This window comes from Archangium sp. (assembly GCF_045802675.1).
Taxonomy (GTDB): domain Bacteria; phylum Myxococcota; class Myxococcia; order Myxococcales; family Myxococcaceae; genus Archangium.
In genome coordinates this window covers 1-21,245 of sequence record NZ_JBJMQO010000024.1, presented here as the reverse complement: position 1 = coordinate 21,245, position 21,245 = coordinate 1, and the positions used below count along the sequence as shown (strand labels likewise).

Annotated in this window: 20 protein-coding genes and 1 pseudogene; 13 read left to right on the top strand and 8 right to left on the bottom strand. The window is 69.1% G+C overall.

From position 1 onward, the window contains the following. The 3 genes from glmS to ACJ8AN_RS06845 all read right to left on the bottom strand — a co-directional run. Positions 1-1,162: glutamine--fructose-6-phosphate transaminase (isomerizing) (glmS, locus tag ACJ8AN_RS06855; RefSeq protein ID WP_407754433.1), on the bottom strand; the 1,162-nt coding region annotated here is incomplete at its 3' end. Between the two features lie 108 nt (positions 1,163-1,270). Next, a complete protein-coding gene (gene glmU / locus ACJ8AN_RS06850) occupies positions 1,271-2,716 on the bottom strand; it encodes a bifunctional UDP-N-acetylglucosamine diphosphorylase/glucosamine-1-phosphate N-acetyltransferase GlmU (RefSeq protein WP_407754435.1) in 1,446 nt (481 codons plus the stop codon). Between the two features lie 24 nt (positions 2,717-2,740). Then, positions 2,741-2,914 carry a hypothetical protein gene (locus ACJ8AN_RS06845; RefSeq protein ID WP_407754432.1) on the bottom strand — a complete coding sequence of 58 codons (174 nt, stop codon included), beginning with the start codon at positions 2,912-2,914 and terminating at the stop codon, positions 2,741-2,743. 241 nt (positions 2,915-3,155) lie between these two features. Here ACJ8AN_RS06845 and ggt point away from each other — a divergent pair, with 241 nt between their 5' ends. Further along, entirely contained in the window at positions 3,156-4,913 is a 1,758-nt protein-coding gene (gene ggt, locus ACJ8AN_RS06840; protein WP_407754431.1) for a gamma-glutamyltransferase, read from the top strand. A 15-nt stretch (positions 4,914-4,928) separates the two neighbouring features. Beyond that, positions 4,929-5,711 (top strand): TatD family hydrolase, encoded by a 783-nt coding sequence (locus tag ACJ8AN_RS06835; protein WP_407754430.1) that lies wholly within the window; start codon positions 4,929-4,931, stop codon positions 5,709-5,711. Here ACJ8AN_RS06835 and ACJ8AN_RS06830 read toward each other — a convergent pair whose 3' ends face one another. Further along, on the bottom strand, positions 5,712-5,981 hold the full coding sequence (locus tag ACJ8AN_RS06830) for a hypothetical protein (RefSeq protein ID WP_407754429.1): 270 nt from the start codon (positions 5,979-5,981) through the stop codon (positions 5,712-5,714). A 388-nt stretch (positions 5,982-6,369) separates the two neighbouring features. Between ACJ8AN_RS06830 and ACJ8AN_RS06825 the strand changes: the two genes are divergently transcribed. The 3 genes from ACJ8AN_RS06825 to ACJ8AN_RS06815 all read left to right on the top strand — a co-directional run bounded on the left by ACJ8AN_RS06825 (position 6,370) and on the right by ACJ8AN_RS06815 (position 8,046). Continuing rightward, positions 6,370-6,609: a hypothetical protein gene (locus ACJ8AN_RS06825; protein WP_407754428.1), complete on the top strand. Its 240-nt coding sequence runs from the start codon at positions 6,370-6,372 to the stop codon at positions 6,607-6,609. A gap of 15 nt (positions 6,610-6,624) precedes the next feature. Beyond that, the gene (locus ACJ8AN_RS06820; RefSeq protein WP_407754427.1) at positions 6,625-7,572 is read left to right on the top strand and encodes an amidohydrolase family protein; all 948 of its coding nucleotides are present in this window, start codon (positions 6,625-6,627) and stop codon (positions 7,570-7,572) included. 96 nt (positions 7,573-7,668) lie between these two features. After that, on the top strand, positions 7,669-8,046 hold the full coding sequence (locus ACJ8AN_RS06815) for a response regulator (protein WP_407754426.1): 378 nt from the start codon (positions 7,669-7,671) through the stop codon (positions 8,044-8,046). Positions 8,047-8,070: 24 nt separating this feature from the next. Here ACJ8AN_RS06815 and purU read toward each other — a convergent pair whose 3' ends face one another. Next, positions 8,071-8,922 (bottom strand): formyltetrahydrofolate deformylase, encoded by an 852-nt coding sequence (purU, locus tag ACJ8AN_RS06810; protein ID WP_407754434.1) that lies wholly within the window; start codon positions 8,920-8,922, stop codon positions 8,071-8,073. A gap of 152 nt (positions 8,923-9,074) precedes the next feature. Here purU and ACJ8AN_RS06805 point away from each other — a divergent pair, with 152 nt between their 5' ends. After that, positions 9,075-9,899, top strand: a complete 825-nt coding sequence (locus ACJ8AN_RS06805) for an ABC transporter ATP-binding protein (RefSeq protein ID WP_407754425.1) — start codon at positions 9,075-9,077, stop codon at positions 9,897-9,899. Beyond that, positions 9,896-11,554, top strand: a complete 1,659-nt coding sequence (locus tag ACJ8AN_RS06800; RefSeq protein WP_407754424.1) for a hypothetical protein — start codon at positions 9,896-9,898, stop codon at positions 11,552-11,554. The genes ACJ8AN_RS06805 and ACJ8AN_RS06800 overlap by 4 nt, the downstream gene beginning before the upstream one ends. Before the next feature lie 80 nt (positions 11,555-11,634). Here the strand turns inward: ACJ8AN_RS06800 and ACJ8AN_RS06795 are convergent, their stop codons facing one another. After that, positions 11,635-14,427, bottom strand: a complete 2,793-nt coding sequence (locus ACJ8AN_RS06795; protein ID WP_407754423.1) for a DEAD/DEAH box helicase — start codon at positions 14,425-14,427, stop codon at positions 11,635-11,637. A gap of 402 nt (positions 14,428-14,829) precedes the next feature. Between ACJ8AN_RS06795 and ACJ8AN_RS06790 the strand changes: the two genes are divergently transcribed. Beyond that, positions 14,830-15,291 carry a prolyl oligopeptidase family serine peptidase gene (locus ACJ8AN_RS06790; protein ID WP_407754422.1) on the top strand — a complete coding sequence of 154 codons (462 nt, stop codon included), beginning with the start codon at positions 14,830-14,832 and terminating at the stop codon, positions 15,289-15,291. A 9-nt stretch (positions 15,292-15,300) separates the two neighbouring features. Here ACJ8AN_RS06790 and ACJ8AN_RS06785 read toward each other — a convergent pair whose 3' ends face one another. Further along, the gene (locus ACJ8AN_RS06785) at positions 15,301-15,849 is read right to left on the bottom strand and encodes a hypothetical protein (protein ID WP_407754421.1); all 549 of its coding nucleotides are present in this window, start codon (positions 15,847-15,849) and stop codon (positions 15,301-15,303) included. Between the two features lie 138 nt (positions 15,850-15,987). Here ACJ8AN_RS06785 and ACJ8AN_RS06780 point away from each other — a divergent pair, with 138 nt between their 5' ends. The 4 genes from ACJ8AN_RS06780 (at position 15,988) to ACJ8AN_RS06765 (ending at position 19,476) form a co-directional block, all read left to right on the top strand. Then, positions 15,988-16,686: an ERCC4 domain-containing protein gene (locus ACJ8AN_RS06780; protein WP_407754420.1), complete on the top strand. Its 699-nt coding sequence runs from the start codon at positions 15,988-15,990 to the stop codon at positions 16,684-16,686. Positions 16,687-16,697: 11 nt separating this feature from the next. Further along, complete coding sequence (locus ACJ8AN_RS06775; RefSeq protein ID WP_407754419.1) at positions 16,698-17,213, top strand: alpha/beta fold hydrolase; 516 nt, start codon at positions 16,698-16,700, stop codon at positions 17,211-17,213. Further along, positions 17,210-17,743, top strand: coding sequence for a hypothetical protein (locus tag ACJ8AN_RS06770; RefSeq protein ID WP_407754418.1), 534 nt, complete (start codon positions 17,210-17,212; stop codon positions 17,741-17,743). Before ACJ8AN_RS06775 ends, ACJ8AN_RS06770 begins: the two co-directional genes overlap by 4 nt. A gap of 416 nt (positions 17,744-18,159) precedes the next feature. Then, the gene (locus ACJ8AN_RS06765) at positions 18,160-19,476 is read left to right on the top strand and encodes an ammonium transporter (protein ID WP_407754417.1); all 1,317 of its coding nucleotides are present in this window, start codon (positions 18,160-18,162) and stop codon (positions 19,474-19,476) included. Positions 19,477-19,478: 2 nt separating this feature from the next. On the opposite strand, the gene ACJ8AN_RS06760 is transcribed toward ACJ8AN_RS06765, so the two are convergent. Further along, positions 19,479-20,705: a vWA domain-containing protein gene (locus tag ACJ8AN_RS06760; protein WP_407754416.1), complete on the bottom strand. Its 1,227-nt coding sequence runs from the start codon at positions 20,703-20,705 to the stop codon at positions 19,479-19,481. Between the two features lie 133 nt (positions 20,706-20,838). Here ACJ8AN_RS06760 and ACJ8AN_RS06755 point away from each other — a divergent pair. Further along, a pseudogene (locus tag ACJ8AN_RS06755) lies at positions 20,839-21,245 on the top strand (histone deacetylase); the annotation flags it as partial.

The following is a 21,245-nucleotide window of genomic DNA, read 5'->3' as shown; positions in this document are numbered from 1 at the left end:
AGAACGCGCTCTCACGCGTGATCGCCGAACCCACGACGTTGCAGACAGACAGCGTCCCCGCACCGCGCGCCTTCGCTTCCTTCAGCGCCGCGAGCGTGTCCGCCGTTTCGCCGGACTGGGAGATCGCGACGGCCAGGTGCGTGGGCTCGACGAGGGGGTCGCGGTAGCGGAACTCGCTGGCGAGCTCCACTTCCACCGGGATGCGCGCGAGCGACTCGATCATCGCCTTGCCGGCGATCCCCGAGTGCCACGAGGTGCCGCACGCGAGGATGGTCACCTTGGTGAGCGAGCGGACCTTCTCCGGGCTGAGGTTCCAACCCTCGAAGTGCACGTCGCCCTCGGAGAGGAGCATGCGGCCGCGCAGCGTGTCCGCCACGGCGCGAGGCTGCTCCATGATCTCCTTGTGCATGAAGTGCTTGTGGCCGCCCTTCTCCGCCATCATCGGCGTCCAGTCGATGCGGCGGGTGGGCCGGTTCACCTTCTGGCCGGAGCGGTTGTAGATGTCCACGTTGGCGGCGGTGATGACGGCCAGGTCACCCTCCTCCATGTAGACGAAGTCGCGCGTGTGCTCGAGCAGCGCCGGCACGTCGCTGGCCACGAAGTTCTGTCCCTGGCCCAGGCCCAGCACCATGGGCGAGGAGTCCTTGGTGCACACAATCCGGTTGGGATCGCTGCTGGTCACCACGGCCAGGGCGTAGGTGCCCTTCACCAGGGCGATGGCCGCGCGCACCGCCGCGGGCAGGTCCAGGCCGCCCTTGAGCTCATCGGAGATGAGGTGGGCGAACACCTCCGAGTCCGTCTCGGAGGAGAAGTGGTGCCCCTTGGCCCGCAGCTCCGCCTTGAGGGCCAGGTGGTTCTCGATGATGCCGTTGTGCACCACCGCCACGCCGCCATACGTGTGCGGGTGCGCGTTCTCGTCCGAGGGACGACCGTGCGTGGCCCACCGCGTGTGACCGATGCCGATGGTGCCCTGGGGCAGGTCCGTCTGAACCCGGTTCTCCAGGTTCTTCAGCTTGCCCGTGGCACGCACCACGTTGAGGACGTTGCGGTTCACCACCGCCACGCCCGCGGAGTCATACCCCCGGTACTCGAGCTTCTTCAGCCCGGACACCAGGATGGGAGCCGACTCCTTGTCCCCGACATACCCAACAATGCCGCACATGTTCTCCGTCCTCTCTCACGCCCGCGCCCCCGTTGGCAAATTCCGGGGGCAGTTCCACCCACATCGGGCGACACCTGTCACCCTGACGACAAGCAAAAGGCGGGCCCACTAACCCGCGGAGGCCTTGTCCGACTTGGAGGGGCCGGATTCCGAGGACTTGGCCATCCGAGCCTTCTTCCTCTCCACCCAGCCTTCCATGTTGACCTGTGGCGTCCGGGACACGGCGAGGCTCCCAGGCGGTACATCTTTCGTCACCGTGGTGCCCGCACCGACATACGCCCCGTCCCCGACCTTCACGGGGGCCACCAGCTGGGTGTCCGAGCCGATGAAGACGCCGTCGCCCAGCTCGGTGAGGTGCTTGTTCACCCCGTCGTAATTGCAGGTGATGGTGCCGGCGCCCACGTTGACCCCGGAGCCGATTTTCGCGTCGCCCAGGTAGGCCAGGTGGTTGGCCTTGGAGCCGCGGCCGAGGCGGGCCTTCTTCGTCTCCACGAAGTTGCCCAGGTGCACCTCCTCGGCGAGGTCGGTGCCGGGCCGCAACCGGGAGAACGGGCCGAGGATGCAGCGCTCGCCCACCCGGGCCTCCTCCAGGACGGTGTACGGCTTCATGTTCGTCCCGTCGGCCACCGAGGAGGCGTACAGGACGCAGCCCTGTCCGATGGTGACGTTGCGGCCGACCACCGTGGCGCCCGACAGCGTCACCATGGGGCCAATCTCGGTGTCCGCCCCGATGGCCACGCCCTCCTCGATGTAGGTGGTGGCCGGGTCCGTCAGGGTGACGCCGTTGCGCATGTGCCAGGTGTTGATGCGTGCCTGGAGCTCCCTGGCGCGCGCCGCCAGCTCCACCCGGTCGTTCACGCCCGCCGTCTCGCTGAACTCGGCGTCGATGGAGCCCACCGGGCCCTGGGCCGCGGCCATCTCCACCAGGTCCGTGAGGTAGAACTCGCCCTGCGCGTTGGCGGTGCGGATGTTGGCCAGCGCCTTCCACAGGAAGGACGACTCCACCAGGTAGATGCCGGCGTTGCACTCGCGCACCTGGCGCTGCGCGGGGGTGGCGTCCTTGTGCTCGACGATGCGCACCACCTTGCCCATCTCGCGGATGACGCGGCCGTAGCCCGTGGGGTCCGCCGGCGAGGTGGACACCAGCGAGAGCACCCCGCCACTCTTGTCGTGCGCGGCCGAGAGCGCGGAGAGCGTCTCGCTGCGCACCAGCGGCACGTCACCGTAGAGGATGAGGACGCGGCCCTTGAAGTCCTTCAGGGCCTCCTCGGCCGAGCGCACCGCGTCGGCCGTGCCCCGCTGCTCCTTCTGGAGCGCGAAGCGCAGGGGCGCGGTGGGGAAATGGGCGCGGATGGAGCGCTCCACCTCCCCGGCCTGGTGGCCCACCACCGGCACCACGGGCGAGGCGCCCAGGTCCAGGGCTCGCATGAGGGGATAGGCACACAGAGGCTTGCCGAGGATGGGGTGAAGGACCTTGGCCTTCTCCGACTTCATCCGCGTGCCCTTGCCCGCGCACAACACCACCGCCGCCAGAGGAGCTGTCATGGCGGCGATTACTAGGGACGCGAGAGCGGCCCGTCAACCGCGCGCTGGAGGGCGGGTGGGGCGAGGCCCCTCGGTGCGCGCCTTGACGGACACGCACAACGTGTTGCTCTGCACGGTGATACCGAACGTCGGCTTGAGGAAGACCGTCGTCACGGTGGCATCCGGCGGGGCCGACGTCTGCTTCACTGTCATCAGGTTGGCGTTCATGTTCCCCCCGGCGGGACGTAGCGTCATGCACAGGATGCCCTGGCCTGTGCGCCGGTCAAACTCCTGGCCGGTCGTGCTGCGGTCCGCCGGACACTTCTCGACGATGAAACTGTTTGATGGCGAGTCCGGGCGGCGCTCGGGATACTCCAGAACCCCGGCTCGGGGAAGCGCGAGCGGAGGGCCCCTTCACGTGGAGACGGTAAAGATGCGGACTCACCGGAATTGGTGGGCAGTGGCACTGATGGCACTTGTAATCGCGATACCGGCATGGGCGGCGAGGCCCTACCGGGGCGGCGCGGTGGCCACGGCGCACCCGATGGCGAGCGAGGCCGCGCTGCGGATGCTGGACAAGGGTGGCAACGCGGTGGACGCGGCGGTGGCGGCGGCCTTCACCCTGGCGGTGGTGGGGCCCTACCACTCGGGGTTGGGCGGCGGTGGCTTCGCGCTGGTGCACGACGCGAAGACGGGCACCACCCAGGTGCTGGACTTCCGCGAGGTGGCGCCGAAGGGGGCCACCCGGGACATGTACGTGAAGGACGGCAAGGTGGTGCCGGGGCTGTCCACGGACGGCGCGACGAGCGTGGCGGTGCCCGGCGCGGTGGCCGGCTACCTGGAGCTGCTGGAGAAGCACGGCAAGCTGCCGCGCGCGGTGGTGCTGCAGCCGGCCATCGAGGCCGCGACCAAGGGCTTCTGGGTGTCGCCCAAGTACCAGCAGATCGCCACCCTGCGGCGCGACTGCCTGCGGCAGGACCCCGAGGCCTCGCGCATCTTCCTCGCGAAGAACGACCAGGGCGAGCCGGACGTGCCGCCCATCGGCTACCTCGTGCGCCAGCCGGAGCTGGCCCGCACGCTCCAGACGCTCGCCAAGAGCGGCCCCAAGCCCTTCTACTCGGGCCCGCTGGCCCAGGCGATGGTGGACACGGTGAAGGCCGGCGGCGGCCTGCTCACGCTCGAGGACCTCGCGGCCTTCAAGACGCGCGCCCACGAGCCGCTCGAGGGCAGCTACCGCGGCTACCGCATCCTCACCATGCCGCCGCCGAGCGCGGGCGGGCTCGCGGTGCTGCAGGTGCTCGGCGCGATGGAGCGGCTGCGCCCCAAGGGCCTGGACTACCGCAACCCCGAGGACTTGCACCTCTACGTCGAGGCCGTGCGCCGCGTGTACGTGGACCGGGTGAAGTACCTGGGCGACCCGGCCTTCGTGAAGATTCCCATGGAGAGCCTCACCTCGTCTGGCTACATCGCGGACCTGGCCGGCGGCATCGACCCGAAGAAGGCCACCCCGAGCGCCTCGCTGCTGCCCCCCATGGAGGGCGCCAACGACTCCACGCTGAAGAAGCCGGGCACCTGGTACGACAGCCCGGCGGCTCCCGGACAGACTCCCGCGCAGCCGCCCTCGCCCGAGAAGAAGAACACCACGCACATCTCCGTCATCGACAAGGACGGCGGCGCGGTGGCTCTCACCACCACGGTGAACTACGCCTTCGGCTCGTGCGTGGTGGCCAAGGGCACCGGCGTGCTCCTCAACGACCAGATGGACGACTTCGCCGCGCGCCCCGGCGTGCCCAACGCCTACGGGCTGGTGACGGGCGAGGCCAACTCCATCGCCCCGGGCAAGGTGCCCCTGTCCTCCATGTCCCCCACGCTCGTCTTCTCCAGGGATGACCCCAAGAAGGTGATGCTCGCGGTGGGCAGCCCGGGCGGCTCCACCATTCCCACCACCGTCATCCAGGTCATCTCCAACATCGTGGACGCGGGCATGGACGTGTCGCGCGCGGTGGGCGCGGGCCGGCTGCACCACCAATACCTGCCCGATGAGCTGTGGGTGGACCGCTGGGGCCTGGAGCCCGCCACGCAGGCGGCCCTGGAGGCCAAGGGCCACAAGATTCGCAGGCAGGAGACGTGGGGCGACGCCGAGGCCGTCTACAGCGACCCCAAGACGAACCTGCGCTACCCGGCGAGCGACCCTCGCAACGAGGGCGCGGGCCTGGGCCAGAACTGACCGACAGGACACCCCATGGCCGAGCCCCTCCGCCATCTCTTCGACGCGCACCTCCACCCGGAGGCGCTCAGCGACCAGGACCTCGAGTCCATGCGCTTCTTCGGCGTGGAGCGCGCGCTGGTGGTGGCCCACCACCTGCCCGAGCCCACGCCCAAGGCCCTGCGCCTGCACTTCGATGACCTGGTGCAGCGCCAACTGCCGCGTCTGGAGAGGCTGGGCATCCGCGCCTGGGCGGCCCTCGGGGTGCACCCGCGCTGCATCCCCCGCCGCGGCCTGTCCGAGGTGCTCGCGAGCCTCCCCGACTACTTCCGCGGCGGCCGCGTGGTGGCCCTGGGCGAGACGGGCCTGCACTCGGGCGGCATCGAGGAGGAGGAGGCCTTCCTCGAGCAGCTCGCGCTCGCGCGGCAGCTGAAGCTGAAAGTGCTGGTGCACACCCCGGTGCACGACAAGGAGCGCCACACCCGGCGCATCCTCTCCCTGCTGCGCGAGTCCGGGGTGCGGCCCTCACGCGTGCTGGTGGACCACGCCAACGGGCGCACCGTGCGCAACATCCTCGGCTGTGGGCATTGGGCGGGATTGACCCTGCACCCCGAAGCACTCAAGGCCGAGCGCGCCGTCCTCCTCGTGCGCCGGCTTGGCAGTGAACGGCTGGTGCTCAATTCGGATGCCGGCGATGGCGCCGGCGACATCCTGGGGCTCGCGCGCGTGGCCCACCTGCTGGCCAAGGCGAAGCTCTCCGAGCGAGTGGTGAAGCGCGTGGCTCTTGAAAACGCCGCGCGCTTCTACCGGCCTCGCTGACTAATGCAGCGCGCTGGACTCCGACTCCGGGTGCAGCGTCAGCCGCTGCGCCTCGTCCAGCTTCGCCTGCACCGGAATGCCCCGGTGCCGGTAATGCGCCAGCGAGTCAGCCACCTCGTCCAGCAACAACTGATAGCGCTCGTCCAGCTCCACCGCGATCAACATCATCGTCTCGCCCGCGTCCTCGACGCCGGGGCGGTACATCTGGCAGCGCTGGAACCGCGCCCAGCGGCCATTCGCCATTTTCACCAGCTCGCCGTCATAAGCCATGCGCAGTTCCCCCTTTCGACAATCTCGACAGGAAGTCGGGAAGTGAATGGCCGCACAGTAAGCACAAATTTTCCGCGCGTCATCCCCCCCGCTGAAAATTCGTGAAAGGCCCCTGATATTGGTCGTTTACCCGACGCTTTCCCTCGGAGCGCCCCACCCCCCCGGCCGAGCCGCCTGGGCCGTGTAAATTTGCTGGGTTGTTAAGTTGTTGATGGTCGAGGGCCCGACAGCGTCCGGCCGCGTCATCGGCCCCGGCGTGGAGACGTGACGCATCGGGTGGCCCTCGGGTGGCCCCGGTCCCGCGGTGGTCCCCGAGCGAGCGTTGGCGGTGCACGGGCCCTTGACGAGCAGGTGGCACGAGGGCGCGTCATCCCTTAGATTCGCGAGGATGAAGTTGCCCCTCTTGTTCCGCCGCGATCGGACCGTCATCAAGCGCGCGGACGCGCAGGACCAGGCGGAGAAGATTCTCGCCGAGTCCCTGCGTCTGCTGGGCCAGGTGTGCACGAAGGTCGCGGATCTCATCGAGACCCAGCGGCTGGAGCGCGCCGGCTACTCGCAGAACGACACCTACCTGCGGCGGCTGGACACCCCCCCGGCGGGCGGCGACGAGGCGCGGAAGAAGGAGTAGGCCTCCCCTCCGCGCATGCACGCTCACGACGACGATTCCCCGGTGTGCCTCGGTGCCGCCTCCGGCTGGCTGGCGCCTGGACAGTCCGTGCTCCCCCTGCCGGCCCTGAATGACGAGGAGGGGCCGCGCCTGCCCGAGGGGCTGCCGCCCGTGGTGGATGCCCACGTGCACCTCTTCCCGGACGGCGTCTTCGAGGCGGTGTGGCGCTGGTTCGACCAGTACGGCTGGCCCATCCGCTACAAGCTGCACACCCCCCAGGTGGTGTCCTTCCTCCTGTCGCGGGGGGTGCACCGGGTGGTGGCGCTGCACTACGCCCACAAGCCGGGCATGGCGCGCTTCCTCAACAGCTACGTCGCCGAGGTGGCCCGGGCCGAGCCGCGCGTGCTCGGGCTGGCCACCGTGCTGCCGGGCGAAGAGGGCGCCGCGGAGATACTCGCCGAGGCCTTCGCCGCGGGACTCAAGGGCGTGAAGCTGCACTGCCACGTCCAGTGCTTCGCCCCCGACGCGCCCGCGCTCCACGAGGTGTACGCCGCCTGCGCCCGGGCCGGGCGGCCGCTGGTGATGCACGCCGGCCGCGAGCCCGCCAGCCCCCAGTACAAGTGCGATGTTCACGCCCTGTGCTCGGCCGAGCGCGTGGAGCGGGTGCTGAAGGACCACCCGGGCCTCGAGCTGTGCGTGCCCCACCTGGGCGCCGACGAGTTCGACGCCTACGAGCGGCTGCTGGAGCGCTACGACAACCTCTGGCTGGACACCACCATGGCGGTGGCCAACTACTTCCCCATGCCCCTCCCCGTGCGCTTGCTGCACGTGCGCCCCGAACGCATCCTCTACGGCACCGACTTCCCCAACATCCCCTACGCCTGGGACCGCGAGCTCAAACAGCTGTTGGCCCTCAAGCTCGGGGACGAGGTGGAGGCAGGCATCCTGGGCGGTAACGCCCTGGGACTTTTCGAGGGGTGTTGAAAAGCTGGCAGACCCCTTCCGGAACGGTGAGGGCATTCCCATCTTGCCCCGCATAGAATCTGCCTTCCCCACCGGAAGACGCTTCGAGGCCCCGCCATGTCCTACATCCTGGTCGTCGATGACGACGCGAGCCACCGCACGCTCATCTGCGATGCCCTAGAGGAGATGGGCTACCGCACCGAGCAGGCCGCCAACGGGCGAGAAGCCCTCGACCTGCTCGAGGGCGACATCCCCCTGGCGGTGCTGCTGGACCTGCGCATGCCGGTGATGAGCGGGTGGGGGCTGCTGGACGCACTCAAGAAGATGCCCCGGGCGCGCGGGCTCCCCATCATCATCATCTCGGGCTACGGCTTCGAGTGGGAGGCGGAGCTCGTCGGCGCCGCCGGCTACATCTCCAAGCCGGTGGACCTCGACAAGGTGAGGATGACCGTGCAGCGCATCATCGGGCCGCCGGAGGTGGCCATGGTGCACTGAGCAGCACCGGCTCCCCCGAGCCGTTCACGCGAAGACGACCGTCTTGTTCCCGTGCAGCAGGACCCGGTCCTCCAGGTGCCAGTCCACGGCGCGCGCCAGCACGGTGCGCTCCACCCGGCGCCCGATGCGGACCAGGTCCGCCACCGCATCCCTGTGCCCCACCCTGTGGACGTCCTGGTCGATGATGGGACCGGCGTCGAGCTCGGCCGTCACGTAGTGCGCCGTGGCGCCAATGAGCTTCACCCCCCGGGCATGCGCCTGGGCGTAGGGGTTGGCGCCCACGAAGGCCGGCAGGAAGCTGTGGTGGATGTTGATGATGGGCCGGGCGAAGCGCTCGATGAACCCGGGACTGAGAATCTGCATGTAGCGGGCGAGCACGATGAGGTCCACCTGGTGGGCCGTCATCAGCTCCAGCACGGAGGCCTCGGCCTGGGCCCTGGTCTCCGCGGTGACGGGGACGTGGTGCAGGGGCACGCCGAAGGGCGCCACCACCTCGCGCGCGTCCGGGTGGTTGCTCACCACCAGGGGGATGTCCGCGGCGAGCTCGCCCTTCTTCCACAGCCACAGCAGCTCCTGCAGACAGTGGTCCTGCTTGGAGACGAAGAGGGCCATGCGCTTGACGCGCGCGGCGGGGGTGAGCTGCCACTGCATCCCGAAGCGCTCGGCCACCGGACGGAAGGCCTGCTCCAGCGCGGCGAGGCGTTGCTGGAGTCCGGGAAGGTCGAACTCCAGCCGCATGAAGAAGCGTAAGTCATCGGGCTCGGTGTGTTGATCCGAGTCGACCACGTTGGCGCCCTGCTCGAAGAGGAGCTGGGACACGGCCGCCACGACACCGGGACGGTCCGCGCAGGTGATGAGCAGCCGGGCGCGCTCCACGTTCAGCTGGGCGAGGGATTCCATGGGTGAAGCCTTCGGAAGGTGGTGACGGAAGCGAGTCTACGACAGGGAGCCGCGCCCCGGAGGCCCGGGCCTCGGACAGGAGGGGGATTGCCGGAGATGGGCGGAGTCGGGTCTGATCCACCCCGCGCATGTCCCCCTCCCCCCCTGCTGACCTGGCCGTCGATGCCCACGGGCTCGTGAAGCGCTTCGGCGACTTCACCGCGCTCAATGGAATGGAGCTGTCCATCCCCCGGGGCGCCTTCTACGCGTTCCTCGGCCCCAACGGGGCGGGCAAGTCCACCACCATCGCGCTGCTCACCGGGGTGTACGCGCCGGACGCCGGACGGATTTCCCTGCTGGGCGTGGACGCGGTGGCGCGGCCCCTGGAGGTGAAACGGCACATCGGCGTGGTGCCCGAGGAGCTGAGCCTCTTCGAGCGGCTCTCCGGGAGGCAGTACCTCACCTTCTGCGGGCGCATGTACGGGCTGAGCGGGGACGAGGCGGCGGCGCGGGCCACGGAGCTGCTCGAGCTCACGGAGCTGACGTACAAGGCGGGCGCGCTGGTGGCCGAGTACTCCAAGGGCATGCGGCGAAGGCTGGCCATCGCGGCGGCGCTCATCCACGCGCCGGAGCTGGTGCTGCTGGACGAGCCCTTCGAGGGCATCGACGTGCTGGCGGCGGGCGTCATCCGCGAGCTGCTGCGCGAGCTGAGCCGGCGCGGAGTGACACTGCTGCTCACCACGCACGTGCTGGAGATCGCCGAGCGGCTGGCCACACACGCGGGCGTCATCCGCGACGGGAGGATGCTGGACCAGGGCACGGTGCGGCAGTTGATGGAGCGCTACGACGTGCCCTCGCTGGAGGCCGTCTTCGAGAAGCTCATCTCCGTGCCGGCCGCGCGCAACGCGAAGCTGTCCTTCTACGGGGAAGCGCCGTCCACCGAGGTGGAGGCTCTGCGCCGGGGGTCCGCGTGAACCGGCCGGCCGCGCCGGGCTTCTTCCGGCACCTGTGGCTGCTGTGGGGCCTGCGCCTGCACATCGGGCTCAACCAGGGGCCGGGCCGCAGCCGCCTGCTGGCGGTGGGCGCCTTCCTCCTGTCGAGCGCCCCCGCCTGGGGCCTGGGCGTCACGTTCTACGGGCTGATGCGCCTGCGCCCCGTGGCCGAGAGCGACGTCTGGCCCTTCTTCATCCTCAACCTGCTGTGCTTCGTCACCGCGGCGGGGTGGGTGGCGTGGCCGCTGATGAACGCGGGCGTGGATGACCACTCGGAGCTGGGCCGCTACGCGCCCTTCCCCATCTCGCCCTTCCGGCTGCTCATCGCCTCCACGGTGTCGAGCCTCTTCGAGCCTCGCGCGCTCGTCTTCTACGCGCCCCTGACGGGAGCGGCGCTGGGCTTCGCCTCGGTGCACCCGGTGCGCGCGAAGTGGTTCGCGGTACTGCTCTACGTGCTGTTCGCCCTGCTCAACGCGGCGTGGAGCAGGGTGGGCCTGCACCTGGTGCTCAACGTGCTGCGCGCGAAGAACAGCGCCCAGCTCATCGGCGGAGGCTTCGTCCTCTTCCTCGCGGCCGCGTCCTTCATTCCCCCCATCGACACCTCGTGGCTCACCGCCGTGGGCGAGGGCGGCGTGGACAAGCTGGACATGGCCCTCATCGTCGACGCGACGCTGGCGCTCGGACGGGTGCCTCCGGGCTTCTTCGGGGACGCGCTGCTGGAGCTCACCTATGGCTACCGGCGCAACGCCCTCATCGATGGCGTGGGCATGGTCTTCTTCATGCTGATGGGGATGGGAATCGCCTACGCGTTGCTGCTGCGCTTCCACCGCAGCGTGGGCCGCGCCGGCCCCGCGGTGAAGGAGTCCGGGGACAACAACGACCCGTTCGTCCGGACGCGCACCGTCTACTCGACGCTGCTCGTGCGCGAGGCGCTGGACTTGTGGCGCAACCCACGCGCTCGGCTGCTCGCGTCCGTGCCCTTCGTGCTGGCCATCCTGCTGAAGCTGACCTCGGGACGGGCCCTCTTCGAGTTCCTGCTCGGCGCGAGCGCGGATGCGTGGTTGATGGGCGGCCTGAGCATCTACGGCGCGGTGGTGATGGCGTCCACGTTCTCGCAGAACACGTTCGCCTATGACGGGCACGGGCTGGCCATGCTGATCGCCGCGCCCGTGGAGCTGGGAGACGTGCTGCGAGCCAAGAACCGGGTACAGGGCACGGCGGCGAGTAGCATGGCGCTGCTGGTGGGCGTGTTCTACCGGGTGTACTTCGGCAAGGGCTCGGCGCTGGACTTCCTGTGCGCCATGGCGGCCGTGGTGGCGGTGGTGCCGGTGCTGCTCGCGGCGGGCAACTTCCTGTCCCTGTACTTCCCGGTGAAGTTCCACGCGAGCCTCAAGCGCCGGGACAAGCTGCCGCTCACCGCATCCATGCTCGGCATCGTCGCGGCGAGCGTGGGCTGCGCTCCCTTCGCCTGGGCCCTGCGCTTCGCCGGGAAGGGCGGGCCCACCTGGCAGACGCTCGCGATGATCGCCCTGTGCGCCGCGGCGTACGCCATGCTGTACCGCGCGCTGCTGCCCCTGGCCCTGCGGCTGCTCGACCAGCGCCGGGAGTTCGTGCTGCGCGCGGTGACTCGCGAGTGAGGGACCGCTGAGCCTGGGATGGATGAACGCCCCAGGACAGCGCGGCCCGGGGCGATCTTCGTCCGACGCCTGGAGCGACCTCAGCCCGCGAGCAGACTCATGAGGAACTCCTCACGGGTCGCGTACTTCCCGGCGAAGTAGGCCTTGTACAGCAGGTCCAGGGACTCCCTGCGCTGCGACTCAGTCAGCGTAGAGAGGTGCTGACGAACCTCGCCCAGCGTGGGGCCCTGCTCATTGGACGGCATCGGCGTGGGCAGCGCTCCACGCCGGGCGGCTTCCGTGAGGAGCTGCTCGCACACAGGCGCGGGGACCTCCGCGACCTCCGGGAAGCGGGAGGCCATCCGGACGAAAAGGTCGATGGCCCGGGGCTCGGGATTCGAGCCGAGCAGGTCGCAATGCTGGCTCCAGACCTTGTTCACCCGCTCGTAGTGGGCAGGGGAGATGGCCTGAAGGGTGCTGTCCATACGGACCAGCATCGTGTCGTTCACCGCGCCGTTCCGAGCCGCGTGCGAGAGCCAGAATTCCAGCGGAGGCCGCGAGGGCTCCGGGGAGACGGTCGCCTTCGCTTCGGAGATGTTCCCGCGCTGAAGCATGGACTCGAGGGCCTGCTGCGTTTCGGTCGCCTGGCTCCGGCTCAAGTCGACGTAGCGCAGAGCGCCTTGATTCTGGAGCACGGCCCGTGCGAACGCCTGGGAGATCTCCTCCGGGATGTGTTGAACGGAGGCCCATCCCTCTTCCGGCAGGGGCTGATCCAACTGGACGAGCTGGAGCAATCGGCCCAATCGGGCCCCCAGCGCCTCCTTGTCGCCCTCGAAGACGGGCAGATACTGGTGGCTGCCGCCCAAGGAGGAGGTCTCCCACCAGCCGAGCAGCGGCAACTCGTCGGGAGACCACTGGCCCGTCACCCGCATGGTCTCGACGCTCCGGAGCAACTCCTCGAGGCGCCGGGCGTAGTCCTCCGTCGCCACCGGGGACTTCTCCTGAATCCGGATGACGGGAGTGCTCGTGATCTCCACGAGCTCCTCTACCTCCTGGGCATCCAGACCGAGCGCCTCGAGCGCATCCCGCTCCGTCGCGAAGCTCGAGGTGAGCTGGTCTTGCAGGAGGTTGGTCAGCTTGTCGTTGAATCCGACGATGTAACAGGTCGCCGTTCCCCCGAGCCTGGGGCCGCGCAGCCCTCGCCCGACCATCTGCTGGAAGAGGATCCGGCTCATCGTCGGGCGAGCCAGGAAGACCGTCTGGACCGCGGGGATGTCGGTTCCCTCGTTGAAGAGGGCCACGTTGATGAGGACCTGGAAACGCCGGGCCGCGAAAGCCCCCAGGACCTGGGCTCGCTGCTCCATCGGGGAGCCCCCGTGGAGGAAGCCTGCCTGGACCCCCTTCTTGCGGAGCATGCGCTCCAACTCCTCCGCATGCTCGAGATTCGCAGCGAAGAGCAGCGTCTGCCCCCACCGGTTTCGCTCCTGCACCAGGTTGCGCACGATGAGCTCGTTGCGGACCTTGCTGGAGGCGATCCGTTTCACCAGCATCTCGGGAAGATCGTCGAATTGCTCGAAGAGATGCGCCTCCTTCTCGGTGGCATCGAAGACCTGCTCCGTCTCGACGGTGATGATGTGGGGTTTGGCCAGGACTCCCTGCTTGATGAGAGGGAGCGGCTTCACCTCATGAATGAGGCCGTCGAACAAATTCCAGAACTCGGGAACCTCCCGTGCGGCGGTTCGAGTGGGAGTGGCGGAGAGCCCGAGCAGCTTGCTGTCCGGGAGCCTGCGTCGCAATTCCTTCAGCAATCGCTTCCACGTGCTGGCGACAGCATGGTGGCACTCGTCGACGATGATCAGGTCGAACGTCTCGTGGATCTCGAGCAAGTTGTCGACGTTGGGGAGCTCCCGGCTCCAGCCCAGGGTAGGTAGTGAGGCAATGACGACGTCCGCCGGTCGGCTGTGCTTCCTGCCACCCGCTTCGAAGCGCGCCACGGTGAAAGCAGTGCCGCGCCTGTGCCCCCGCGTCAGGAAGGTGGCGATGGCCTGATTGACCAACTCCTGGCGGTGAGCGAGCCAGAGCACCCGGTTGCCACCCTCGAGCGCCTGAGTCAGCACGAACTCGACCGCCGTCCGCGTCTTGCCGCCTCCCGTGGGAAGGCACAGCACGCCCCGGCTTTCTTCCGAGCTCCACCATTTCGCCAGGGCATTCAGGCTCTGCTGCTGGTGCTCGAAGAGTTGATGCTCGGAGATCGTCAATCCCTCCGGGAGGGGATGGTCCGGGCCCACGCGGTAATTCAGCATGGATTGCCACGCCGGACCCTCGCCGGAGTACTCCTCGTCCGAGTCCTCTTCCTCAGAAGAGTCCTCCTCGTCCGAGTCCTCCTCGTCCGAATCCTCTTCCTCAGAGTCCTCCTCGTCCGAATCCTCTTCCTCCTCGTCCGAGTCCTCCTCGTCGTAGGACATGGCTTCGAAGACGTCCCGACCCTTCCAGCGACGGTCCTGGCAGATCTCATCGATCTGTTCTGACCCGTTCACGGCCCCGAAGAGTTCCTCGACCAACTCCTCCAGGGCATCTCGGGTCATGCCATCAATGGTTTCCGTGAACTCGTATCTGGCCTGCTCGCCCAACCAGGGCCCCTCGCTCCTGAGGAGCGACGCCAACTCATCCCAGTCCAGCAACTCCAGCACCTGCTGTCTCGCGACATCGGACCCTTGAGGACGCCCAGTATCCTCATCGTGCCGGCGAGCAAGGGATTTACCCACCCGGGTAGCGATCTCGTTGATCGTGCCGGAGGTATCAACAACATCGAGTTCCGTTGCGATCTCGATGAGGCGCTGCTTGTTGAGCTGCTTCGTCTGGTTGAGCCGCTTCAGGATGTAGCTGGCGTTCATCTACCCCTCATCGCAGGAATCCGCGTGGACGCCCCGGATCCGACCGAGAAGAGAGTCCCATTCTCGCGGTCCAGGATCCACGGTCCACTTGCATGGCGGCGTCCCCGGCCCGAGTTTGAAAGCCTTGGACAGAGAAAGGGCATGAGCGAGACCGGATTCCTCACCCGCACAGCGATCGTGCAAGAGGCTACTTACCGCTACCAGGTCCATGTCCCGCCCGGGTTCTCCTCGGACCGCCCCTGGCCCGTCATCCTCTTCCTGCATGGGGTCGGCGAAGGCGGAAGCGATGGGCTCCAACAAACCCGGGTGGGACTTGGGCCGGCGATCCGCCGATTCCCGGAGCGGTTCCCCGCCGTGGTCGTCCTCCCGCAGGCCCAGCGTGGACACCCCTGGCGCGGCCCCATGGCCGAGCTGGCCCTGCTCTCCCTGGAGCAATCCCTACACGAATTCAACGGAGACCCCGCACGCCTCTACCTGACCGGGGTCTCCATGGGTGGTTATGGCTCCTGGCGCCTAGCACTCAAGGACCCGCACCGTTTCGCCGCGCTCGTCCCCATCTGCGGAGGTCTGGACGCTCCTGGCAGGCACTCCGTCAGCCGGAACTTGGATGCGGCCACGCCCGTCTCCGAGCCCTTCCTCGAGGCCGCTCGACTGCTGCGGCACCTTCCCATCTGGGTCTTCCACGGGGAGGAAGACCCGATCATTCCCGTCTCGGAATCGCGCATCCTGGTACGAGCGCTCCAGGAGGTCGGCGCTCCGATGCGCTACACCGAGTATCCGGAGGTCGAGCACGACTCGTGGGACCCGGCCTACGCGGAACCAGAACTCATGCCCTGGCTCCTCTCCCATTCACGTACCTCCTGACCGCGGGCCTCAGCCGCCCACCGGGCCGAGGTCCGTCTTGCGTCCGGGGCCCCACTGCACGCCCCTCTGCGCCCGGTAATCGGTGAAGAGCGAGCCCACGATGGTGCTCGCTCCCACGAGCACGTGCACCAGCGTCACCCACTTGCTGCGCTTCGCGAAGCCGAAGACGAACGGCGCCGCGATCACCCCGAGGCTCCACACGTAGTCGATCGCCTCGTGCACCTCGATGGGGATGATCTTCTTCAAGCTCAGCCGGTAGTCGGTGAGCAGCGACACGCCCAGGCCCGACAACCCCAACGCCAGGCCCGCGTTGCACGCCACCTTCGAACCGGACAGCAGCCCCGCCCCGGCCACCGTGAGCGCTCCCTGGTAGTCCATCAACGAGTGGAGATCCTGCGGAACCAGCCGGCGCAGCGGCAGCACGCCCAACAGCGGCATCGCGGGGATTCCGGCCGCGGCACTCCGGTCGAGGATTCCCCTGACGCCCTCGCGCACCGGCGTGGGCACGGGAACCGCCATGCGCGGGGTCGTCTTGTCCTGGGTGGGCGTGGTGTCCATGCAAGGCTCCTTGGAAGGAAAAGGCCTTCCAACGGTAGGCACCCCCGCGCCCCGTCACCTCGCCCCACCCGCCCGCCCGGCTGGAGTGCAACCAGCCAGAGAAAGCCGCCCGGCCCCCAGTGACTAGGGTGAAGGGAGATGGCCAGACCGGGCGACATCCTCATCACCGCGGACACACGGGAGCGCAACAGCGGCGTCATCGAGCTGCTGCGGGACTTCCCCCACGTGCGCGTCGAGATCGCCCAGCTCCCCGTGGCGGACTTCCTCCTCGGCGGCGGCGTGGCCGTGGAGCGCAAGACGGCGCGAGACCTCATCTCCTCCATCATCGACCGGCGGTTGTTCGAACAGGCCGGGCACCTGCGCGAGCACTATTCGCATCCCGTGCTCATCCTCGAGGGCGACCCGCTGGCCGTCGAATGCCGGGTGCGGCCGAACGCCATCCGCGGTGCCCTCTCGCGCCTGGCGGTGATGGGACGGATGCCCGTGCTCCCCAGCGCGGACCCCGAGGGGACCGCCGCGCTGCTCGTCACCATCGCCCGCCAGGCCCAGTCCGAGGGAGGCCAGGAGCGCTCTCCCGCCAAGCGCCGCGCCCTCTCCGTCACCGAGTGGCAGGAGGCCATCGTGGCGGCCCTGCCCGGCGTGGGCCCCGTGCTGGCGCGCCGGCTCCTCGCGCACTTCGGCTCGTTCGCCGCGCTCGTCCAGGCCGACGTGAAAACCCTGCGCGAGGTGGAGGGCATTGGCCCCCGGAAGGCCGAGACCCTGGTGGGACTCTTCTCCGCGCGTTACCTGCCGCACGAGGAGGTGCACGGCATTGCCTCCCCCGCCGAGGCCTCCTAAGAAACCCCTCCATGCCCATTGCCGAGCTCAACAACCAAGGTCTCTATTTCGAGGACTCCGGTGACTCCGCTCCCGCCATCCTCCTCGTCATGAGCACCCGCGGCACCCTCGATGAGGAGGATCTCCGCGTCGGCTACCGCCAGGTGCGCGACCTGTGGGGCACTCCGGGCGCCACCGAGAACATCGTCCAGAACCTCGCGGGCGGCATCCTCGGGGACACGCGCTTCTACTCGCCCTGGCTCGAGCGCTGGCGCCAGACGCCCAAGGACCACTTCGTCGCCGCCATGAACAACCTCATCGAGCGCGATGACATCAAGAACCGGCTGAGCGACATCCGCTGCCCGGCCATCGTGTTCCACGGCACCGACGACGCCGGCATCCCCCACTCCGAGGGCGAGTACCTCCACGAGACGCTCCCCGGCAGCAGGCGCTTCGTCTCCGTCCCCGGCGCCGCCCACGCGGCCAACCTGACCCACGCCGAGGCCGTCAATCCGCCCCTCGTGGAGTTCCCGCGCGCCCTCGCGTGAAGCGCTCCCAGGCCTCGCGTGGAGCATCGTTCGTCGAGTTGCTCCTCGCCGGCGTCCTCCTCTTCCTCCTGCTCGGCACCACGCTGCTCCTGCGACGCTTCGTGGCGCCCGAGTACCGGCCGCTCGTGCGGGTCGCGGGGCTGCTGATGGCGGGCGTCTGGCTCTGGGCCGTCATCGCCCAGCTCCGGCATGAGGGCCGGATGGCCTCGCTCTGGGCCGAGGCCGGACGCAGGTCTCTCGAGTTCCGGCGGGAGTGCGCCCGCTTCGCCCTCGCACTTCCCGAGGGCATGGAGTGGAGCGCGCAACGGGGACTGCTCGACGGCGGAACGGGCCTGGCACCCGAGGCACGCGAGCACCTCGCGCTCGCAGCGGAACGTTTCAAGAAGGTCCTGCTCGACCATACGTTGGCGGGCGTCGGCCCCGCGTCCGGCGAGCTCCTCATGCGCAGGAGCGCGGACCACTGGCGGCTCCTCTGGCGCGTGGAGGGAGCGGAAGATCTGCTCCACGCCGATGGCCCGCTCCATGGCTGACAAGCCAATGGATGCCTGGGTGCTCACCAGGCGAGCAGCTGCTCCGGGGGGAGTCCACGACCTCCGACAAATTCGTAGGAAATCCACTCTGGGCCCACAAAAACGTAGGTCCGAGTCCCCTCCCCGGGGACTTGCAAACTCGAGCGGTTGTCCGCAGGAACCGGTGGAGCGCGTCCGCCGTCCCCTCCGAGCGTCCCACGTGGGTCCTACAAATTCGTCGGTTCCCGGGGAGCATCCTACAAATTCGTAGGTACCAGGGACGGCCCGGGCCAGGGCAGGCGAGCCTCTCCGGCCCTGGGTTTCCCCGAGATTTCAAGGGGATATGGCGCCCACCGGGTGCGCGCGCGTGCTGGCCCTCCGGTTGCAATGACTCCGGGGTGAGCGGGCCCGGGGGGCCCAGTGCGTACGAGGTGAGAATGCCGGGCGGAATCGTGGGAGCCGACGTGGCGTGGGTGCTGATCTCCAGCGCCCTGGTGATGCTGATGGTGCCGGGATTGGCGCTCTTCTATGGCGGCATGGTGCAGGGCAAGAACGTGCTCTCCACCCTCATGCACAGCTTCGGCGCCCTCGCGGTGGTGACGGTGGTGTGGGCGCTGTGGGGCTACTCGCTCGCCTTCGGCGAGAGCCATGGCGGCCTCATCGGTGGGGCCACGCACCTGTTCATGAAGGGCGTGGGCACCGAGGCCAAGGGCACGCTGCCGCACATCCTCTTCTTCCTCTTCCAGGGCACCTTCGCCGCCATCACCCCCGCCCTCATCAGCGGCGCGTACGCCGAGCGGCTCAAGTTCTCCGCCTTCCTCCTCTTCACCGTGCTCTGGGCCACGTTCGTCTACGCCCCCGTGGCGCACTGGGTGTGGGCTCCGGACGGTTGGCTGCTGAAGCTCGGCACGCTCGACTTCGCCGGTGGCGCCGTGGTGCACCTCACCAGCGGTGTCTCGGCGCTCGTGGTGGCGCTCGTGGTGGGCCGCCGCCGGGGCGCTCGGCAGCCTCCGCACAACCTCGCCTTCACCCTGCTCGGCGCGGGGCTCCTCTGGTTCGGCTGGTTCGGCTTCAACGCGGGCAGTGCGCTCGGCGCCAACGAGCTGGCCGCGCTCGCCGCGACCAACACCCACCTCGCGGCCGCCGCCGGGGCGGTGGCCTGGGGCCTCGTGGACCTCGTGCGGCTGAAGAAGGTCACCGCGCTGGGCGCCGCCAGCGGGCTCGTGGCGGGGCTCGTGGGCATCACCCCGGCTGCGGGCTTCGTCTCGCCCCTGGGGGCGTTGGCCATCGGGCTGCTCGCCGGTGGCGTGTGCTACGGCGGCGTCCTCCTCAAGGAGCGTTTCCACTACGACGATGCTCTGGACGTCGTCGGCGTGCATGGCCTCGGCGGCGCGCTCGGCGCCGTGCTCACCGGCGTGTTCGCCACCGTGGCCGCCAATCCGGCCGGCGCCGATGGTCTGCTCGCGGGCGGCAACTGGGCGCTCGTCGGCAAGCAGGCGCTGAGCGTGCTGGTGGTGGGGGCCTTCTCCGCGCTCCTCACCTTCATCCTGCTCAAGGTGGTGCAGGCCGTGGTGGGCCTGCGCGTGGAGGCAGAAGCCGAGTACGAGGGTCTGGATACCCACGTCCATGGCGAGCGCGCCTACCACACCGGCACCTTCGGCAGCCATGGGATGACGCCTCGGGAGGTGCCCCCCGCGAAGGCCAGCGAATCCGGCAAGGCGCCACTCGGCGCCAAGCCCGTGATGGAGAGCTGAGCTCAGTAGCTCAGGCCGTACTTCGCGGCCTTCTCCTTCACACCCTTCATCACGTTCGCGTCGAAGGAGTCCTCCTTCTCCGCCACGTTCTTCGCGCGCCAGGCGTCGCGCTCCGACGCCAGCTTCGCCGCCTTCTCCTCCAGCACCTTGCGCTCGTCGGCGAGCTGCTTCACCTTCGCCTCGCGCGCCTTCGCGTCCAGCCCCGCGAGCTCCGCGGGCAGCTCGTCGTCCTTCACGCTCGCCAGGGCCTCGGGCTGCGCCGCCAGGTCCACCGCTCCGCCCACCGCCACCGGCGCGCTGCTCACCCTCGCCGCCGCGGCCGGCGCACTCCCCGCCCCTCGCGTCGTCTTCATGTATTGGATGCGCTCGGCCGCCGCCTCCGGGGCCAGCTCCGCCATCTGATCGGCCCTCGCCCGGTTCGCCACCTGCGCCTCCTTCTTCCCCGCGTACAGCGTCTTGCGCGCCAGGTCCGCGTTCACCTTCGCCAGCTCCGCGTCGTACGGCGTCGCCACCGCCACCATCCCTCCCGACTGCTCCAGCGACTCGTACCGCCCGTCCGTCAGCTTCGCCGCCAGCTTCCACTGCGTCTGCGTCTCCGGGTCCCCTCCGCAGCGCACCGTGTTCACCACGATGTGCTTCTCCGCCGCCCGCTTCACCCACCGGTTGAAGTTCCAGTCGTCATGGCGATCCGCCGCCGGCGCGTCCCCCACCAGGAAGATGAGCTTCATCGTCTCGCGGCTGTCGTCCCAGGACAGCTTCGACACCGCCTCGCCCAACCCCTGCCCCACGTGCTCCGGCGTGTCTCCGCCTCCATCCGCCTGCAGCTGGCGCAGGTTCGTGAAGAGGCCGTCCAGGTCCTCGGTGAGCTCGAAGCGCCGCGTCACGTACGCGTCCCCCACGTCCCGGTACGCCACCAACCCCACCCTCACCCTCGGCGTGGGCTTGCCCTGGGCAATCCGCGACGCGATGGAGAAGATCTTCTGCTTCGCCCCCTCGATGAGCCCGCCCATCGAGCCCGTCGTGTCCAGGACGAAGACCACGTCGATCCTCGGCCGCTGTGACTGGGACTGCTGCTGCGACTGCGGCGTCTGCTGGGGGGCTGCCGGGGCCAGGGGCTTGTCGGGCTTGTCGAGCTGGGCGGGCACCTCGGCGAGGGCCAGGGGAGAAGCGAGCGTGAAGAGGGCGAGCGCGGCCCCGAACACGGGGCGCGAGAAGGGCTTCAGGGTCATGGCAGGGGCTCCGGGGAGAGGTAATCCGGGTCGAAATTCCAGCGCGGGCTCGGTGGTGTAACGGACGAGCCGCCCGCCGGGTCTATCGCTCCGGTTGCACCCGCTGCGGCCGGGCGCTACGCCTGGGCCTCCCGTGCGCGTCTTCCACTGCGACCAGTACGTCGTCCCGCTGCCTCCCGGGCACCGCTTCCCCATGGAGAAGTACCGGCTCCTGCGCGAGCTGCTCCTCGAGCGCGGCGTCCTTCCCCCCGCCTGGCTCCGGGCCTCCGAGCCCGTCTCCCGCGAGGACCTCGAGCGCGTCCACACCGCGCGCTACCTCGACGCACTCTGGGCGGGCACCCTCTCCGAAGCCGAGGTCCGCCGCCTGGGCTTTCCCTGGTCGCAGGAGTTGCTCCTGCGCTCGTGCGCGTCCGTGGGAGGCACCGTGGGCGCCGCCCGGGCCGCGCTCGAGGATGGCCTTGCCGGCAACCTCGCCGGAGGTACCCACCACGCCTTCCCCGACCATGGCGAGGGCTACTGCGTCTTCAACGACATCGCCGT

Coding starts and splice junctions, on each gene's coding strand:
- ACJ8AN_RS06845 (WP_407754432.1), bottom strand. CDS start 2,914: ATGAACGCCAACCTGATGACAGTGAAGCAGACGTCGGCCCCGCCGGAT.
- ggt (WP_407754431.1), top strand. CDS start 3,156: ATGGCACTTGTAATCGCGATACCGGCATGGGCGGCGAGGCCCTACCGG.
- ACJ8AN_RS06835 (WP_407754430.1), top strand. CDS start 4,929: ATGGCCGAGCCCCTCCGCCATCTCTTCGACGCGCACCTCCACCCGGAG.
- ACJ8AN_RS06830 (WP_407754429.1), bottom strand. CDS start 5,981: ATGGCTTATGACGGCGAGCTGGTGAAAATGGCGAATGGCCGCTGGGCG.
- ACJ8AN_RS06825 (WP_407754428.1), top strand. CDS start 6,370: ATGAAGTTGCCCCTCTTGTTCCGCCGCGATCGGACCGTCATCAAGCGC.
- ACJ8AN_RS06820 (WP_407754427.1), top strand. CDS start 6,625: ATGCACGCTCACGACGACGATTCCCCGGTGTGCCTCGGTGCCGCCTCC.
- ACJ8AN_RS06815 (WP_407754426.1), top strand. CDS start 7,669: ATGTCCTACATCCTGGTCGTCGATGACGACGCGAGCCACCGCACGCTC.
- ACJ8AN_RS06805 (WP_407754425.1), top strand. CDS start 9,075: ATGTCCCCCTCCCCCCCTGCTGACCTGGCCGTCGATGCCCACGGGCTC.
- ACJ8AN_RS06795 (WP_407754423.1), bottom strand. CDS start 14,427: ATGAACGCCAGCTACATCCTGAAGCGGCTCAACCAGACGAAGCAGCTC.
- ACJ8AN_RS06790 (WP_407754422.1), top strand. CDS start 14,830: ATGGCCGAGCTGGCCCTGCTCTCCCTGGAGCAATCCCTACACGAATTC.
- ACJ8AN_RS06785 (WP_407754421.1), bottom strand. CDS start 15,849: ATGGACACCACGCCCACCCAGGACAAGACGACCCCGCGCATGGCGGTT.
- ACJ8AN_RS06780 (WP_407754420.1), top strand. CDS start 15,988: ATGGCCAGACCGGGCGACATCCTCATCACCGCGGACACACGGGAGCGC.
- ACJ8AN_RS06775 (WP_407754419.1), top strand. CDS start 16,698: ATGCCCATTGCCGAGCTCAACAACCAAGGTCTCTATTTCGAGGACTCC.
- ACJ8AN_RS06765 (WP_407754417.1), top strand. CDS start 18,160: ATGCCGGGCGGAATCGTGGGAGCCGACGTGGCGTGGGTGCTGATCTCC.
- ACJ8AN_RS06760 (WP_407754416.1), bottom strand. CDS start 20,705: ATGACCCTGAAGCCCTTCTCGCGCCCCGTGTTCGGGGCCGCGCTCGCC.